At 71.1% G+C, this 16,810-nt stretch carries 12 protein-coding genes; 4 read left to right on the forward strand and 8 right to left on the reverse strand.

Annotation, left to right across the window (positions count from 1 at the left end; translation table 11 throughout):
* Positions 1-49 precede the first annotated feature (49 nt).
* The 3 genes from E0F75_RS31735 to E0F75_RS31745 all read left to right on the forward strand — a co-directional run bounded on the left by E0F75_RS31735 (position 50) and on the right by E0F75_RS31745 (position 4,877).
* Complete coding sequence (locus E0F75_RS31735; protein ID WP_229314407.1) at positions 50-2,242, forward strand: discoidin domain-containing protein; 2,193 nt, start codon at positions 50-52, stop codon at positions 2,240-2,242.
* Positions 2,243-2,269: 27 nt separating this feature from the next.
* Complete coding sequence (locus E0F75_RS31740) at positions 2,270-3,376, forward strand: DUF1996 domain-containing protein (protein ID WP_229314408.1); 1,107 nt, start codon at positions 2,270-2,272, stop codon at positions 3,374-3,376.
* Positions 3,377-3,458: 82 nt separating this feature from the next.
* A complete protein-coding gene (locus E0F75_RS31745; protein WP_374115463.1) occupies positions 3,459-4,877 on the forward strand; it encodes a GH1 family beta-glucosidase in 1,419 nt (472 codons plus the stop codon).
* A 31-nt stretch (positions 4,878-4,908) separates the two neighbouring features.
* On the opposite strand, the gene E0F75_RS31750 is transcribed toward E0F75_RS31745, so the two are convergent.
* The 8 genes from E0F75_RS31750 to E0F75_RS31785 all read right to left on the reverse strand — a co-directional run bounded on the left by E0F75_RS31750 (position 4,909) and on the right by E0F75_RS31785 (position 12,869).
* On the reverse strand, positions 4,909-5,136 hold the full coding sequence (locus E0F75_RS31750; RefSeq protein WP_229314409.1) for a hypothetical protein: 228 nt from the start codon (positions 5,134-5,136) through the stop codon (positions 4,909-4,911).
* 46 nt (positions 5,137-5,182) lie between these two features.
* Positions 5,183-5,407, reverse strand: a complete 225-nt coding sequence (locus E0F75_RS31755; protein WP_229314410.1) for a DUF6479 family protein — start codon at positions 5,405-5,407, stop codon at positions 5,183-5,185.
* A gap of 114 nt (positions 5,408-5,521) precedes the next feature.
* Positions 5,522-6,622, reverse strand: coding sequence for an aldose epimerase family protein (locus E0F75_RS31760; RefSeq protein WP_229314411.1), 1,101 nt, complete (start codon positions 6,620-6,622; stop codon positions 5,522-5,524).
* A gap of 34 nt (positions 6,623-6,656) precedes the next feature.
* The gene (locus E0F75_RS31765) at positions 6,657-7,769 is read right to left on the reverse strand and encodes a LacI family DNA-binding transcriptional regulator (protein ID WP_229314412.1); all 1,113 of its coding nucleotides are present in this window, start codon (positions 7,767-7,769) and stop codon (positions 6,657-6,659) included.
* A 90-nt stretch (positions 7,770-7,859) separates the two neighbouring features.
* The gene (locus E0F75_RS31770) at positions 7,860-8,915 is read right to left on the reverse strand and encodes an ABC transporter permease (protein ID WP_229314413.1); all 1,056 of its coding nucleotides are present in this window, start codon (positions 8,913-8,915) and stop codon (positions 7,860-7,862) included.
* Entirely contained in the window at positions 8,912-9,886 is a 975-nt protein-coding gene (locus E0F75_RS31775; RefSeq protein ID WP_229314414.1) for an ABC transporter permease, read from the reverse strand. Before E0F75_RS31775 ends, E0F75_RS31770 begins: the two co-directional genes overlap by 4 nt.
* Complete coding sequence (locus E0F75_RS31780) at positions 9,883-11,574, reverse strand: sugar ABC transporter ATP-binding protein (protein WP_229314415.1); 1,692 nt, start codon at positions 11,572-11,574, stop codon at positions 9,883-9,885. The genes E0F75_RS31775 and E0F75_RS31780 overlap by 4 nt, the downstream gene beginning before the upstream one ends.
* Before the next feature lie 203 nt (positions 11,575-11,777).
* On the reverse strand, positions 11,778-12,869 hold the full coding sequence (locus tag E0F75_RS31785) for an ABC transporter substrate-binding protein (RefSeq protein ID WP_229314416.1): 1,092 nt from the start codon (positions 12,867-12,869) through the stop codon (positions 11,778-11,780).
* Between the two features lie 613 nt (positions 12,870-13,482).
* Between E0F75_RS31785 and E0F75_RS31790 the strand changes: the two genes are divergently transcribed.
* A complete protein-coding gene (locus E0F75_RS31790; RefSeq protein ID WP_229314417.1) occupies positions 13,483-16,788 on the forward strand; it encodes a LamG-like jellyroll fold domain-containing protein in 3,306 nt (1,101 codons plus the stop codon).
* The last annotated feature ends 22 nt before the right edge of the window (positions 16,789-16,810 follow it).

Raw genomic sequence — 16,810 nt, forward strand, 5'->3', positions numbered from 1 at the left:
CGCGCCGCCCGGAAGGCGATCCCCCTCCCCCCTCCGTCCAGGAGCCGCCATGACCGCGAACCACTCCCCCACGACACGAAGGCGCGCCGGCGCGCGCAGGCGCACGACGGCCTCGCTCGTCTCCGTCGGTGCCCTGCTCACCACCGCCCTCTCCTCCGCCACGCTGCTGACCGCGGCGCCCGCCACCGCCGCGGAGACCCTCCTCTCCCAGGGGAAGACCGCCACCGCCTCCTCGAACGAGGGCGCCGCCTGGGCCGCCTCCGCCGCGGTCGACGGCGACCTCACCGGAACCCGCTGGGCGAGCCAGTGGAGCGACGCCCAGTGGATCCAGGTCGACCTGGGCAGCAGTGCGGACATCAGCCGCGTCGTCCTGAACTGGGAGGGCGCCTACGGCAAGGCGTACGACATCCAGCTCTCCGACAACGGGACCGACTGGCGCACCGTCAAGTCCGTGACCGCGGGCGACGGGGGCACCGACGAGCTCGCGGTGACCGGCAAGGGCCGCTACGTACGCCTCCAGGGGATCACCCGGGGCACCGGCTACGGATACTCGCTGTGGGAGTTCCAGGTGTACGGCGGCGGATCCACGCAGCCCGAGCCCGGCGGCGCCGTCCGCGTGAGCGGCACCCAGGGCAACTGGCGGCTGACGGTGGGCGGGCAGCCGTACACGGTCAAGGGCGTCACGTGGGGCCCCGCGATGGCCGATGGCCCCCGCTACATGCCGGACGTGAAGTCCATGGGCGTCAACACCGTCCGCACCTGGGGTACCGACGCCGGCACCAAGCCGCTGCTCGACGCGGCGGCCGCCAACGGCGTCAAGGTGATCAACGGCTTCTGGCTCCAGCCGGGCGGCGGCCCGGGCTCCGGCGGCTGCGTCGACTACGTGACGGACAGCGCGTACAAGAGCACCATGCTCACCGAGTTCGCGAAGTGGGTCGACACCTACAAGTCCCACCCCGCCACCCTCATGTGGAACGTCGGCAACGAGTCCGTCCTCGGTCTGCAGAACTGTTACGGCGGCACCGAGCTGGAGGCCCAGCGCAACGCGTACACGACCTTCGTGAACGACGTCGCCAAGAGGATCCACTCCATCGACCCCGACCACCCCGTGACCTCCACGGACGCGTGGACCGGTGCCTGGCCCTACTACAAGCGCAACGCGCCCGACCTGGACCTCTACTCGATGAACGCCTACGGCGACATCTGCGGGGTCCGTGAGGACTGGGTGGAGGGCGGCTACACCAAGCCGTACATCATCACCGAGACCGGGCCGGCCGGCGAGTGGGAGACCCCCAAGGACGCCAACGGCGTCCCCGACGAACCCACCGACGTCCAGAAGGCCGACGGGTACACCAAGGCCTGGAACTGCGTCACCGGCCACCAGGGCGTCGCGCTCGGCGCGACCGTCTTCCACTACGGCACCGAGCACGACTTCGGCGGCATCTGGTTCAACCTCCTCCCCGACGGCCTGAAGCGCCTCTCGTACTACGCCCTCAAGAAGGCGTACACCGGCTCCGTCGCGGGCGACAACACCCCGCCGGTCATCAGCGGCATGACGGTCACGCCCGCCGGATCCGCGCCTGCCGGTGGCGAGTTCACGGTGCGCGCCGACGTCCGCGACCCCGACGGCGACCCCGTCACCACCAAGATCTACCTGAGCGGCAACTACGCCAACGGTGACAAGCGCCTGATCGACGCGCAGTACCGCTCCCTCGGCAACGGCGCCTTCGCGGTCACCGCGCCCGAGAAGCTCGGCGTGTGGAAGGTGTACGTCCAGGCCGAGGACGGTCGCGGCAACGCCGGCATCGAGACCAAGTCCGTCAAGGTCGTCGCCCCGCCGGTGGCCGGCACCGACATCGCCCTGAACCGGCCCACCACCGCCTCCTCCGCGCAGGCCTCCTACGGCGACTGCCCCTGCCCGGCGACCAACGCGACCGACGGCAACGCCGCCACCCGCTGGGCCAGCGACTGGAGCGACCCGCAGTGGATCCGGGTCGACCTCGGCTCGGTCCGGTCCTTCAACCGGCTCCAGCTCGTCTGGGACCCGGCCTACGCCCGCGCCTACGAGGTCCAGGTCTCCGACGACGGCGGCACCTGGCGGACCATCCACGCCACCACCACCGGCAACGGCGACATCGACACCATCGAGACCGGTGCCACCGCACGGTACGTCCGGCTCCAGCTCACCGCACGCGGCACCGGCTGGGGCTACTCGCTCCACGAGTTCGGCATCTACAGCTGACCCCCTGAGGAGAACGAGGAGATCACGATGAGAATCCGCGGCCGGACCCTGTCCGCCCTACTGCTCAGCGCAGCCCTGGGCGTCTCCGCCCTGACGGTGAACACCTACACCGCGGCCACCGCCCACGGGGAGACCACCGCCCCGTCCGCCGTCGCCCACGGGGCGCACGCGGCGGGCGCCGCCAACGGCCACGTCATGGCGGCCTCCGCGCTCCCCTCGGGGGACGACGCCGACGGCGACGGCTACATCCCGGCCGTGCCCCAGGTCACCGGTGTGACCCCGTCCACGGCCACCCCGCCCCCGGCCTATCATCACGAGTTCCAGGCCGGCTGCTCCGTCACCCACACCGCGCCGGACGACCCGATCGTCTATCCGGGCCAGTTCGGCAAGTCCCACGACCACACGTTCATGGGCAACACCTCCACCGACGCCGCCAGCACCACCGGCTCGCTCTACGGAGGCAGCACCACCTGCAAGGCGCCCGCGGACGCCTCCGCGTACTGGATGCCCTCGCTGTACAACGGCGACCAGAAGATCCTGCCCGTCGGCCCGCAGGTCATCTACTACAAGGCGGGCGTCACCGACTACCGGAGCGTCCGGCCCTTCCCCAAGGGACTGCGGTTCGTCGTCGGCAACCCGATGCAGACCGCCCAGGAGTTCCGCAGCCACAAGGGCTTCGTCGAGGGCTGGGAATGCGGTGACAGCTTCTTCAACACCGACATCCCGGCGAGCTGTCCGAGCCGGCCCGACGTGCAGCTCAACCTGCGCATGCAGGCCCCCAGCTGCTGGGACGGCCTGTACCTCGACACCCCCGACCACAAGAGCCACATGGCGTACCCGGTGGTCAAGCCCGGCACCAACGACAACATGTGCCCGGCCTCCCACCCGGTCGCCCTGCCGATGATCGAGTTCAAGATGGCGTGGCCCGTCAACGGCGACATGAGCCAGGTCCGCCTGGCCAGTGGTCGCGGCTACTCCTTCCACTACGACTTCTTCAACGCGTGGGAGGAGCGCACCCTCAAGGCCCTCGTCGACCACTGCATCGTCGGCGGCCTGCAGTGCGACACGCGGGGCTTCGACCTGTACCGCCCCGAACGCGGTGTCGTGCTGAACGCGGACCACCGCCTGCCCTGATCCGTCTCCCGTACCCGGCCCGGACGCCCGCGAGGGCGCCCGGGCCGCTTTCCCGTCCGCCTCTCGGCACCAGGAGGATCCCGTGACCGCCCCCGCCCCGTCCGCCACCGCCCACCACGACGCGCTCATCGACCTCCTCCCCCCGCACTTCCGCTTCGGTGCCGCCACCTCCGCCTTCCAGATCGAGGGGGCCACCGCCGAGGACGGCCGCACCCCGTCCATCTGGGACACCTTCTGCCGCGTCCCCGGGGCCGTCGACAACGGCGACACCGGAGACCTGGCCTGCGACCACTACCACCGCATGCCCGAGGACGTGGCCCTGCTCGCCGCCCTCGGCCTCGACACGTACCGCTTCTCCGTCTCCTGGTCCCGCGTCCAGCCGCACGGACGAGGACCGGCCAACCCGGCGGGGATCGGCTTCTACGACCGTCTCGTCGACGAGCTCCTCGCGCACGGCATCACCCCCTGGCTCACCCTGTACCACTGGGACCTGCCCCAGGAGCTCCAGGACGCCGGCGGCTGGCCCGCCCGTGACACCGCCCACCGCTTCGCCGACTACGCGGAACTCGTCCACGAGCGCCTCGGCGACCGCGTCGCCCACTGGACCACCCTCAACGAGCCGTTCTGCTCGGCCGTCCTCGGCCACGTCGAAGGCGTCCACGCGCCCGGAGGCCGCTCCTTCGCCGACGGGGTGCGCGCCGTGCACCATCTTCACCTCGCCCACGGACTCGCGGTCCAGCGCCTGCGCTCCGCCGCCCGACGGCCCCTCGACCTGGCCGTCACCCACCTCCTCGGCACCAGCCGGCCCGCCACCGACTCGGCGGCCGACCGCGAGGCCGCGCGCCGGGCCGACGCCCTCGGATTCCGCTTCTACCTCGACCCGATCCTGCGTGGCCGGTACCCGCAGGACCTCGTCGACGACCTGGCCGCCCGCTCCGTCGAGATCCCCGTCAGGGAGGGCGATCTGGAGATCATCAGCAGCCCCGTCGACACCCTGGGGGTCAACTACTACCGCTCGATGCGCACGTCGGGGGTCGACGAGAACGGCGCCTCCACCGACGCACGCGGCATCCCCGTCACCCGGAACCTGCCGCACGGCGGCCTGCCGGTCACCGGCCTCGGCTGGGAGGTGATGCCGCACGACCTCGCCGACCTGCTGCTGCGCATCTCCCGGGACTATCCCGGCACGCCGATGGTGGTCACCGAGAACGGCGCCGCGTACGAGGACGTTCCCGACGCCCACGGCTTCGTCGAGGACGCCGACCGCACCGCCTACCTCGCGTCCCACCTCGCCGCCGTGGCCGAGGCCCGCAGCCGGGGCGCCGACGTCCGCGGCTACTTCGCCTGGTCGCTCCTGGACAACTTCGAGTGGGCGTACGGCTATGACAAGCGCTTCGGTCTCGTCCGCGTCGACTACGCCACCCAGACCCGTACGCCCAAGCGCAGCGCCCTGTGGCTGCGCGACACGGCCCACCGCGTCCGCGGTGGCGCACCCGGGTGACGCGATCTGGGGGACCCGGGGAGGTCGGGCGTCACGCCTCCTGCTCCCGGGTCTGTTCCTCGCGGCCGAGGCCCGGGCGCTGACGCTTGGCCCGGTGGCCGCCGGCGCCCGCCCGGTCGGTGTCACCGGCGCGGCGCGTCACGGCCGCCTCGGCGTCCTCGCGCGCCTCCTTGTCACCGCTCTCACCCTCGGCCCCCGCCGGAGTGGTGGGGGCGGTGCGGCGGTCCCGCCGCTCGTCCTCGTTCGCCCTTTCCTTCACGTGGTCCTCCTTCGGGGATCCTCATCGGTCCGGCTGCGGGGCATCCTCATCGGTCCGGCCGCTCGTCCGGCGCGGTCCAGGAGTCCCGCCTCGCCTCGGCCGCCGGCGGCTGGGCGACACCGGCGGACGCCCGTCTGCGGGCCGCGCGCCGGGAACCCCACCAGAAGGCGGCGATCAGCAGGACGGCGACCACTACCCCGATCAGGATCAACAGCAGGGCGGGTGAGCCGGAGGCGGCCAGGTCGGAGGCGGTGACAGTCGAGAAAGGCATGGGCACCCTTCCTGTCGGGAACGGATCAAACCGTCTGAGTTCCGCTGCTACCCCCCGGCATCGGAATCAATCACGCGGTTCCCGAGGCGCTCGGGGCGAGCTCTTCCTCCGGCCTCAGCTCGGCCGCTGCGGGCCCCGCTCCGCCCCGCCGTCGAGGTGCGGGAAGCGGAACTCCGTACGCCGGTGTGCGGTCGTGCCGGGGCGCACCACCGCGCTGGGGTACTCGGGCCGGTTGGGGGCGTCGGGGTAGTGCTGCGTCTCCAGGCAGACCGCGCCATGGCGTTCGTGGGCGCGCCCCGTCCCGTCGGTGAGGGATCCGTCCAGGTGGTTGGCTGTGTAGACCTGCACACCCGGTGCCGTCGTCCACACCTCCATGACGCGGGTCTCCCCCGGAGCGGTCAGCCGGGCGGCGTACATCAGCGGACCCGGCTCTCGTCCCGACAGCGCCCAGCAGTGGTCGTACCCGCCGGCCCGGCTGATCTGTTCGTCCGCCGACCGGACGCAGTCCCCGAGCAGCCGGGGGGACGTCAGATCGAAGGGCGTGCCCGTCACGTCCTGGAGGGGGCCGAGCGGAATGCCGTCGTCGTCGACCGGCAGATAGGCCGCGGAGTCGACCTGGAGCGTGTGGTCCAGGACGTCCCCGGCGCCCGCCAGGTTGAAGTAGGCGTGGTTGGTGAGGCTGACCACGGTCGGGCGGTCGGTGGTCGCCGTGCAGTCGATGGACAGCGTGCCGACGGAGTCGAGGGAGTACGTGACGGCGACGTCGAGAGCGCCGGGGAACCCCATGTCGCCGTCGGGGCTGTGCAGCGACAGACGGAGTGCGGCCGTGTCGCCGTCCGTGAGGGGGCGGGCGTCCCACACCCTGGTGTCGAACCCTTCGGGACCGCCGTGCAGGGCGTGGCCGCGGTCGTTCGGGGGGACGTGGTGCGTGGTGCCGTCGAGGGTGAAGCGGCCGTGGGCGATGCGGTTGGCGTAACGGCCGATCAGCGCACCGAGGTACGGGCCCTTCTCGGCGTACTGGTCCACCGAGGTCAGCGACAGGACCACATCGGCCGTGCCGCCTTCGGTGTCGGGCACGCCGAGGGAGTGCAGGACGCCCCCGTACGTGAGGATCTCGGCGTACACGCCGGAGGTGGACTCCAGCCGCCAGAGGCCGACCTCCTCTCCGCTCGGGGCAGTGCCGAACGGCCGGTGGCGGACGGTGGGTCGGAGCATGGCGAGTCCTCAGGGCGAGCGGATGGTCGGACGGTCAGGCGGCCGGTTCGGACGGGCTGTCGTCGCCGGGTCGCGGGTCGGGGGCGGGGTCGGGGTCTGGGTCCGGGCCGGGGTCGGGGCCGGGTCGGCGGTCCGTGCGGCCGCCCCCGGTGGACTCCCGTACGACGAGCTCGTAGCCGGGGCTGATCCTGCGCGGCTCGGAGTCCGACCGGCCGCTGAGCCGCTCGACCAGGCGGTCCACGGCGAGGCGGGCGATGGCGTGCTTGTCGGGGGCGACGGTGGTGAGGCTGATCGCGCCGAAGCGGCTTTCCTCGATGTCGTCGAAGCCGACCACGGCAATGTCGTCGGGGACACGGAGGCCGCGTTCGGTGAGGGTCCGCATGGCGCCGAGGGCGATGAGGTCGTTGTACGCGAAGACCGCGTCGGGCCGTTCCCCTCTGTCCAGGAGCTCCGACATGGCCGTCGCGCCGTCGGAGCGGCCGTAGCCGTCCGTGGCGACGACCAGCGTCTCGGCCGGCTCAAGTCCCGAGGCGACGAGCTCCTCCCGCCAGCCGCGCAGCCGCAGGTGCGCGGGCCGGCGCTCGCGATCGGTGCGGGAGCCGAGGAACGCGATGCGGCGGCGGCCCAGGCCCACGAGGTGGCGGACCGCCTCGCGTGCCGCCGCCACGTTGTCGATGGCGATCTGGTCGTACGGCGCCGCGTACTCGCGCTCGCCGAGAAGCACCAGGGGCGAGGTCTCCTGCCGGGCGACCAGATCGGCCGTCTCCAGATGGATGGGGCTCAGGATCAGCCCGTCGATGACATGGGAGCGGAACTCCTGGCAGACCAGCAGTTCCCGCTCGCGCAGCCCCGCGGTGTGGTCGACGAGGACGGTGTAGTCGTGCTGGGCGGCGGCGTCGATGATGGCGCCGGCCAGCTCCGCGAAGTACGGGTTGCCGAGCTCGGGCACGGCAAAGGCGATGATGCCGGTACGCCCCTTGCGCAGATGCCGGGCGGTGAGGTTCGGCCGGTACCCGAGCTCGTCGATGGCCTGTTGCACCTTGGCACGCATCTGAGGCGTGACGTGGGGGTAGTTGTTCACGACGTTGGACACGGTCTTGATCGACACGCCTGCCCGCTGCGCGACGTCCTTGAGGCTGACGCCCACGGCACTCCTCTGATTCGGCTCTGGGTCGGTTCTGGATCGGCTCTGGCACGGCTCTGGAACGGCTCTGGTTCGAGCATGATCCGTCCCCCGTCAGACCGTACTTCGGCTCCGCGACAGGTAGCGCTGCGCGACCACGACGAGGATCAGGAATCCACCGCTCACCACCGACTGGTACGAGGAGTTGAGCGTGCCGATCTGGTTGATGAGGTTCTGGATGACGGCGAGCAGCAACACCCCCCAGAGGGTGCCGCTCACCGAACCGGCTCCGCCCACCAGCAGGGTTCCGCCGATGACGACGGCGGCGATCGCGTCGAGCTCCATGCCGGCGCCGATGATCGTGACACCGGAGGAGAGCCGGGCCGCGTTGACGGCCCCGGCGAGCCCCGCGAGGAGTCCGCTCAGCAGGTACACCGTCACCTTCGCACGGGCCACGGGCAGGCCCATCAGGGTGGCCGCGTCGCTGCTGCCGCCGACGGCGAACAGCGTCTGGCCGAACGACGTGCGCTGGAGGACCAGCCCGCCGGCGGCGAAGAGCACGAGTGCGATGAGGATCGGATGGCCGAAGCCTCCGATGCTGCCCTGGCCGAGCTCCGCGAACGCCGAGCCCTTGGGGACCAGATACGTGGTGGCGCCTTCGTCGGTGAGGGCGAGCAGCAGCCCGCGGGCCCCGAGGAGGGAGGCGAGCGTGACGATGAAGGGCGCCATGCCGGCCCGGGCGATCAGCAGACCGTTGACCAGGCCGATCGCCCCGCAGGCCACGAGTGGTACGAGGAGGGCGGGCAGGATGCCGTACGGGGAGGCCCAGGCGGCGAGCACTCCGCCCAGTGCGAAGACCGAGCCGACGGACAGGTCGATGCCACCGGTGATGATCACCAGGGTCATGCCGAGCGCGACGACGGCCAGGAACGACGCCTGCACCGTCACCCCCCGCGCGTTGTCAAGCGTGGCGAACGTGGGGTAGACGAAGGAGGCGATCACGACGACGAGGAGCAGGACGGCGAGGACGCCCTGGCGCTGCACGAGCGCGGCGAGCCGTTCCCGGCCGGAGACGTCGGCCCGCCCGCGGTCGGCGGCGGCACCGCTCCCGGTGGGTGCGGAGGGCGTGGTGCCCGTCCCCGGTGCGGCGAGCGAGGAGGTGGGGTTCATCGGGATCGGCGCTCCCGTGCGACGTAGACGGCGGCGATGATGATGGCCGCCTGGGCTATCTGGGCGGTGGAGTCGGGCAGGTCGTGCTTGACGAGCGTGGCGCGCAGCAACTGCATCAGCAGCGCACCCGCGACGGTGCCGAGCACCCGGATGGATCCGCCGCTCAGCGGGGTTCCGCCGACGACCACCGCGGTGATCGCGGACAGCTCCATGAGGGTGCCCAGGGATGACGGGTCGCTCGCGGTGAGGCGTGCGGTGGCCAGGATGCCCGCGAGGGCGGCGAGCACCCCGCACAGGACGTACACCCCGGTCAGCACCCGCCTGACGGGCAGTCCGGAGAGGGCGGCCGCGGACCGGTTGCCACCGATCGCGACGACCTGGCGCCCGAAGGTGGTCCGGTGCACGAGGAAGGCCACCGCGAGCGCCAGTACGGCCGCGATCAGGACGACCAGCGGGATGCCGAGGAGGCTGCCGGTGCCCAGCGACAGCAGGTCGGGGTTGACGATCTGCTTGAGCTGGCCGTCCGCCATCACGAGCGCGATGCCGCGGCCGCCGACGAACAGGGCCAGGGTGGCGACGATGGGCTGCAGTCCGACGACGGATACGAGGGCGCCGTTCACCGCCCCGACGACGGCGCCGGCGAGGAGCGCGATCAGCAGGGCGGGCACGAGGCCGTAGCCCAGGTACAGCGGCAGAAGTGCCGCTGCCAGCGCCATGGCCGACCCCACGGAGAGGTCGACTCCTTCGGTCCCGATCACCAGGGCCATACCGAGGGCAACGATGACGATCGGAGCGACCTGGATCAGCTGGGTGCGGAGGTTGTCGACGGTGAGGAAGTGCTCGGTGAAGAGGGCGTTGAACAGCAGGAGCGCGGCCACCGCCGCGTACACGCCGTACTCCTGGAACCACGCCGGGGCACTGCGCCGTACGGAGCCGCCGACCGGCGGCGCCGCGGTCATCTGGGTGGTCATCGGGGGTCCTCCTCGGCGTCCTTGGCCCTGCCTGCGGGCGTGGACGCGGCCACGGTCGCGGACACGGTCTCCGTCGCGGTTGCTGCATCCGTCGCTGGTGCTGTCGTCGCTGTCGCTGTCGCTGGAGAGTGGTCCGCCAGGACGGCGAGCAGCTCGCTCTCCGACACCTGGTCCCCGGTCAGTTCACCGGCCGTGGCGCCGTTCCTCAGGACGACGATCCGGTCGGAGCCCTCGACCAGCTCCTCGATGTCGGACGAGATCAGGAGGACGGCGAGGCCCTCCTGGGCGAGCTCGTCGATGAGGGCCTGGACCTCGGCCTTGGCACCGACGTCGATGCCTCGCGTGGGCTCGTCGAGCAGCAGTACCTTGGGTTCGAGGCACAGCCACCGGGCCAGGAGCACCTTCTGCTGGTTCCCGCCGGACAGTTCGCCGACCTTCTGCTCGGGGCTGGAGGCCTTGATCCGCAGCCGCTTCACGAAGATGTCGACGACACGGTCCTGCTGCACGCGGGAGACGATGCCCGCGCGCGAGAGCCGGGGCAGCGCCGCGAGCACGATGTTCTCGCGCACCGAGAGGCCGGGCACGATGCCATCGGCCTTGCGGTCCTCCGGCAGCAGGCTGATCCCGGCGCGGATGGCGCTCGCCGAGGACATCCGGTCGAGCGGCGCGCCGTCGACGGCGATCCGCCCGGTGTCCAGCGGCTGGGCGCCGGCGAGCGCCTTCGCCGTCTCGCTGCGGCCGGAGCCCAGCAGACCGCCGAGGCCCAGCACCTCCCCCGGGTGGAGTTCCAGCGAGATGTCGTCCAGCTGGTGCTTCCTGACCATTCCGGTCGCCGTGAGGACGGGCTTGCGCGCGATGTCGTGCCCCTCGCCCGCGAAGCTCGTCGTGCCGTGCCGACGGACCTCGGACAGCTCCCGGCCCAGCATCATGGAGACCAGCTGCATCCGGTCGAGGGCGGCCAGGTCGCCGGTGTGGATGTGCCGTCCGTCGCGGAGCACCGTGACCCGGTCGCAGATGCGGTAGAGCTCGTCCATGCGGTGACTCACGTAGACGACGGCGATGTTCTGCCGGCGCAGATCGCCGATCACCCGGAACAGCGTCTCGACCTCGCGCGGCTCCAGGGAGGAGGTGGGCTCGTCCATGACGACCACATGGGCCTGGACCGACACCGCGCGGGCGAGCGCCACCATCTGCTGCGCACCGATGCCCAGGGTGTGCAGCGGACGACGGGGGTCGACGCTGACGCCGAACCCGTCGAGGAGGGCCGCGGCCTCGGCGTGCATCCGGGAGAAGTCGATCAACCGGAGACGGGTCCGGGGCTCACGGCCGAGGAAGATGTTGCGCGCCACGCTCATCAGCGGAACCAGGTTCACCTCCTGGTAGATCGTGGAGATGCCGGCCTGCTGCGCCTCGAACGGGCGCGAGAAGTGGACGGGGCGGCCCGAGAGCAGCAACTCGCCGCTGTCCGGCCGGTGCACGCCCGTGAGCACCTTGATCAGGGTGGACTTGCCCGCGCCGTTCTCGCCGACGAGCGCATGGGTCTCGCCGGCGCGGAGTGTGAACGACACGTCGTCGAGGGCCACGACGCCGGGGAATCGCTTCCCGACGCCGCGCGCCTCCAGCACCGTCGGCGCGACGGACGGCGCGGTGCCGTTCGTCGCGGACGGTGCCGCTTCGGGGGGTGCCATGAGCGTGGCCTTCCGGAGATGGTTCGTGTGGGTGAGTGGTGGGTGGGGTGTCATGCGGGAGGGGCCGGTCACCACGGGCGGGGAGGTCCCGTGGTGACCCTGCGGTGCGCCCGGGGTTCCCCGCTCGGCCTCCGGTCACCGCTCCAGCGGGCGCGGCGGCTGTTCCCGCGTGCCCGGCGGCCCGAGGCGTCGGAGTCGCGGCGTCAGTACGCTCCGCCGAGGGACGCCTTGGCGTTGGACGCGTCGTAGGCGCGGTCCGCGATGATGACGTCCTCGGGGATGCCCTCTCCGGCGTAGAACTTCTGGGCCGTGGCGAACGCGAGAGGTCCGAAACGCGGGTTGGACTCGATGACGGCGTTGAGTTCGCCGTTGGCGAGAGCCTGGACGGCGTTGCGCGTGCCGTCGATGGAGACGACCTTGACGTCCTTGCCGGGGGCCTTGCCCGCGGCCTTGAGCGCGGTCACGGCGCCCAGGGCCATCTCGTCGTTCTCCGCGTAGACCGCCGTGATGTCGGGCTTCGACTGGATGAGCTGCTCCATGACCTGCTGGCCCTTGTCGCGGGCGAACTCGCCGGTCTGCTGGGCGACGATCTCGATCCCCGGGGCCTGGGCCTTGACCTGGTCGACGAAGCCCTTGGTGCGGTCGGTCGTCACGCTGTTGCCGGAGGAGCCGAGGAGGATGGCGACCTTCCCCTTTCCGCCCGTCGCCTTGATCATCGCGTCGGCGGCGCGCTTGCCCTGCTCGACGAAGTCCGAGCCGAGGAAGGCCAGGTAGTCCTTGCAGGCCGTCGCGTTGACCTTGCGGTCGATCGTGAGGACCGGCACCTTCTTCGCGGCCGCCGCCTGAAGGGCCGGCTCCAGGCCGTCGGAGTTGAGCGGCGCGACGATCAGGAACTGCGCGCCCTGGGCCAGCATGTCCTGGATGTCGCTGATCTGCTTGGAGAGCTGTGACTGCGCGTTCGTGGTGAGCAGCTTCTTCACACCGATCTTCGCGGCCTCGTCCTTGATGGACCGCGTCTCGGCGATACGGAACGGATTGGCCTCCTTCTCCGACTGGGAGAAGCCGACGACCGCGTTCTTGAGGTCCAGCTTCGGAGCGCCGTACGTGGTCAGGGAGCAGCCGGAGCCGGTGGCCGCCGACGCCGTGGGGGTCTGGACGACCTGTGCCCCCTGGCTGCTGTCGCCGCCGGCCTGGTCGGAGGTCTCGGACTTGGCGCAGCCGCCCAGCGCCAGCGTGGTGGTGGCGACCACGAGACAGGCGACGGAGAGCGCGCGGGATCTCTTCGGAAGGGTCATGTCGAGACACTCCTTGGCGGGGGACAGCACCGCCGAGTGGCGTGCGGTCGCGCGGGGATGGGAAACGTTGTCGGCCCGTCAGGAAGGTCGTGCCCACCTGGCCGATATGAGCCTGAACTGCGGAAACTCGGCCTCGACGCCCTTCGGGTGGCTGGGCGGCGTCTGCGGCTTTACAACGTTATAACTGCGCCGTGGAGCACACGGCAAGAGTCCGGCACGACGTTTCCTGAACGCGCTCTCACGCAGCAACCGCACTGCGCCACCTGTGTGGTGAGGCACGGCCGGCAGAAGGTTGCGAGGGGTCTGGACAGGCGCCGGATGGCGTGCTGTCATTCCGCTGCACGCCGATTTCCAACGTTGGAATGACGGCCGGCCGCAAGCGCCGGCCAGTCCGTGCCCGCACCGTGTCGGGCTCGGCCGCCGTCGGCCCGACGCCGCCCGAGCGACCGTGCGCCGGCCGTACGGGCCCATTCCGCCGCCGAGACGTCACCCGCACCGCCTCGTCACCACGCCCCCACCTCACCCCGCCAACCCGCGACTCCGCACGGCGGTTCAGCCGTCATGCCCTCCCCCGGTCCGGCTCCGACTCCCCTCTGCCCCGAGGAAAGATTCGATGACACGACGACACCCCCGCCCCCGCACCAGAATGTGGGCCCTCCTGACAGCGGCGGCCCTGGTGCTGCCCACGAGCGCCCTGCTCCCCACCGCGTCGGCCGCGGAACAGCACCGCGGCACGAGCGCCGCCCCGGCCGAGAACGCCGAAGTCGAGAACGCCGCCACCGAGAACGCCGCCATCGAGGTTCACGGCCTGAAGGGCGAGTACTTCAGCATGTCCGCGCCGGGCGCGCGGGACTTCGCCACGCTCGGCGGCACGTCCCTCGACCCGCGGGTCGACTTCTCCGGGCTGACGGGCACCTTCCAGAACCTCACCGGGCGGACCGAGCACACCACGGCCCGCTGGACGGGCCGGATCGAGGCGCCCGCCACCGGCGACTACACGTTCTACGGCATCGGCGACAACGGCTTCCGTCTCTTCATCGACGGGAAGCCGGTCATCGACCACTGGATCCCCGACTGGGACAGGGAACAGACCAGCGCCTCGATCCGGCTCACCGCCGGTGAGAAGCACGACTTCCGCCTGGAGATGTTCCAGGACGTCGGCGGCGCCAACATGTTCCTGCGCTGGTCGACTCCGACGATGGCCAGGCAGCTCGTACCGGAGTCGGCGTTCACCCCGCCCGCCGACTTCGAGGTATATCCGGTCGAGCTGACCGTGGACGGGAGCGGCCGCCGACTGCGTGCGAGGTTCGACGACCAGGTCACGGATCTCGCCGCCGTGAAGGACCACCTCACGGTCGAGGCCGACACCACGCCCATGCCGGTCCGCTCGGTCACGGTCGCTCCGGACGACCGCGACTCCGTCCTCGTCACCCTCTCCGAACCGATCCAGAAGAACCAGCAGGTCAGGGTCGACTACGACGGGAAGGGCGGCCTGAAGAACGGCGGGGAGACCGTTCCGCGGATCCTCCGCTCCGCGACGAACACCTCCACCCACCAGCTCACCACCGAGTGGGGCGACCGGCTGGACGTGAGGAACCCGCTGCCCGAGTACCCGCGCCCGCAGCAGGTCCGCGGCAAGTGGAAGAACCTCAACGGTCCCTGGCAGTTCGCCGGCGCCGACGCCGGCGAGCAGCCGGCCTTCGGCAAGGACCTCGACGAGAAGATCATCGTGCCGTTCCCGGTCGAGTCGCAGCTCTCCGGCGTCGAACGGCACGAGGACCACATGTTCTACCGCAGGCTCGTGAACGTGCCGAAGGACTGGAAGGTCGGCACCGGCGGCAAGGACAACCGTCTGAAGCTCAACTTCGGTGCCGTCGACTACCAGGCCCGCGTCTGGGTCAACGGCCGGCAGGTCGGCGAGCACACCGGCGGCTACAACGCCTTCAGCGCCGACGTCACCGACGCGATCAGGGGAACCGGACCGCAGGAGGTCGTCGTCGCGGTCACCGACACCGGTGGCCGGAACCAGCCCACCGGCAAGCAGTCCACCAACCCGGGCGGCATCTTCTACACCCAGTCGTCGGGGATCTGGCAGACCGTCTGGATGGAACCGGTCGCCCCCGTCTCCATCGACGAGGTCGTCACCACCCCCGACATCGACACCGGCAGCCTTGCCGTGACCGTCGCGTCCGACGACGCCACGTCCGGCGCTCGCGTCGAAGCCGTCGCCCGGGACGCCCGCGGCAAGGTCGTCGGCCGGGTCAGCGGGCCGGCCAACGCGCAGCTCCGCCTGCCCGTGGCGAACCAGCGGCTCTGGAGCCCGGACGACCCGTACCTCTACGACCTCGACGTGAAGCTGATCCAGGGACGGTCGACCGACACCGTCGAGAGCTACTTCGGCATGCGGAAGATCGCGATCGAGAAGGTCGGCGGCTTCCAGAAGCTGGTGCTCAACGGCAAGCCCGTCTACTCCCTCGCCACCCTCGACCAGGGATTCTGGCCCGACGGCCTCTACACCCAGCCCAGCGACAAGGCCCTCGCCTTCGACCTCGAAGCGCACAAGAAGCTCGGCTTCAACGCCGTGCGCAAGCACATCAAGGTGGAATCGCCGCGCTGGTTCTACCACGCGGACCGGCTCGGCCTGCTGGTCTGGCAGGACTTCGTCTCGGGCGACCTCACCGACGAGACGGGCCACAAGGCCTTCGTCGACCAGGGTCGCGAGATGATGCGCCAGCACCACAATTCCCCCTCCGTCATCGGCTGGATCGTCTTCAACGAGGGCTGGGGCGAGTGGAACCGCGAGGAGACCGGACGTATCGCCGAGTCCGTCAAGGCCGCTGACCCGTCCCGTGTCGTCAACGCCCACAGCGGCGTCAACTGCTGCAACTCCAAGGGGGATTCGGGCAAGGGCGACATCATCGACCATCACGACTACAACAACACCGACCCCGCCTTCCCCGACGCCGAGCGCGCGGCCATGGACGGCGAACACGGCGGCTTCACCCTCCGCGCCCCCGGCCACATGTGGCCCGGTGCCCCGACCGTGATCTACAGCGGCGTCGCCGACAAGGAGGCACTCACCCGCAAGTACGTCGAGAACACGGAGAAGTACTACCTGGAGGCCGCCGGCGCCGAGCTCTCCGGCTCCATCTACACCCAGATCTCCGACCTGGAGAACGAGCTCAACGGCCTGTACACGTACGACCGCAGGGAGATCAAGGTCGACCCGGTGCGCGTCCGTGAGATCAACCGGAAGGTCATCGCGGCCGGCGCCGCGGCGGGCGAGCGCGATCGGCTCAAGGGCGGCGGATCCTGGGCCCTCGACGAGGGCACCGGGACCACGGCACGGGACGCGGGCCCGAACGCCGAGGACCTGAAGCTCTCCGAGGGCACCACCTGGGCCCCCGGCGTGAGCGGCAGCGCCCTGAAGTTCGACGGCCAGGGCCAGTACGCGGAGACCGAGGGCCCCGTGGTCGACACCACCGCCGGCTACTCGGTGTCGGCCTGGGCGACGCTCGACTCCCTGCCCGGCAACTACGCGACCGTGGTCAGCCAGGACGGCCGGCGCCAGGAGAACCCCTTCTACCTGCAGTACGGGCAGGGCGCCTTCGCCTTCAGCACACCCGGCGGCAACCGCGCCCGCTACGTCACCACCCCCGAGACGGGCCGCTGGTACCACCTGGTCGGCGTCCGTGACGCCGCGAAGAACGAGATCAGGCTGTACGTCGACGGTGCCCTCGTGGCGACGGCCACCCCCGGACCGGCGGACGTCAGCACCGGGCCGCTGACCGTGGGCCGGGCCAGGTGGAGCGGCGGGAACGTCGACTTCTGGAAGGGCTCGGTCGACCAGGTCCGCGCCTTCGACAAGGCCCTCAGCTCCGAGGAGGTGACCGCCCTGCACGCACAGCAGAAGCCGTAGCCCCGCGGCGCGACCGCGTCCC

The sequence above is a fragment of the Streptomyces sp. CB02980 genome (genome assembly GCF_014451325.2).
Classification (GTDB): Bacteria; Actinomycetota; Actinomycetes; order Streptomycetales; family Streptomycetaceae; genus Streptomyces.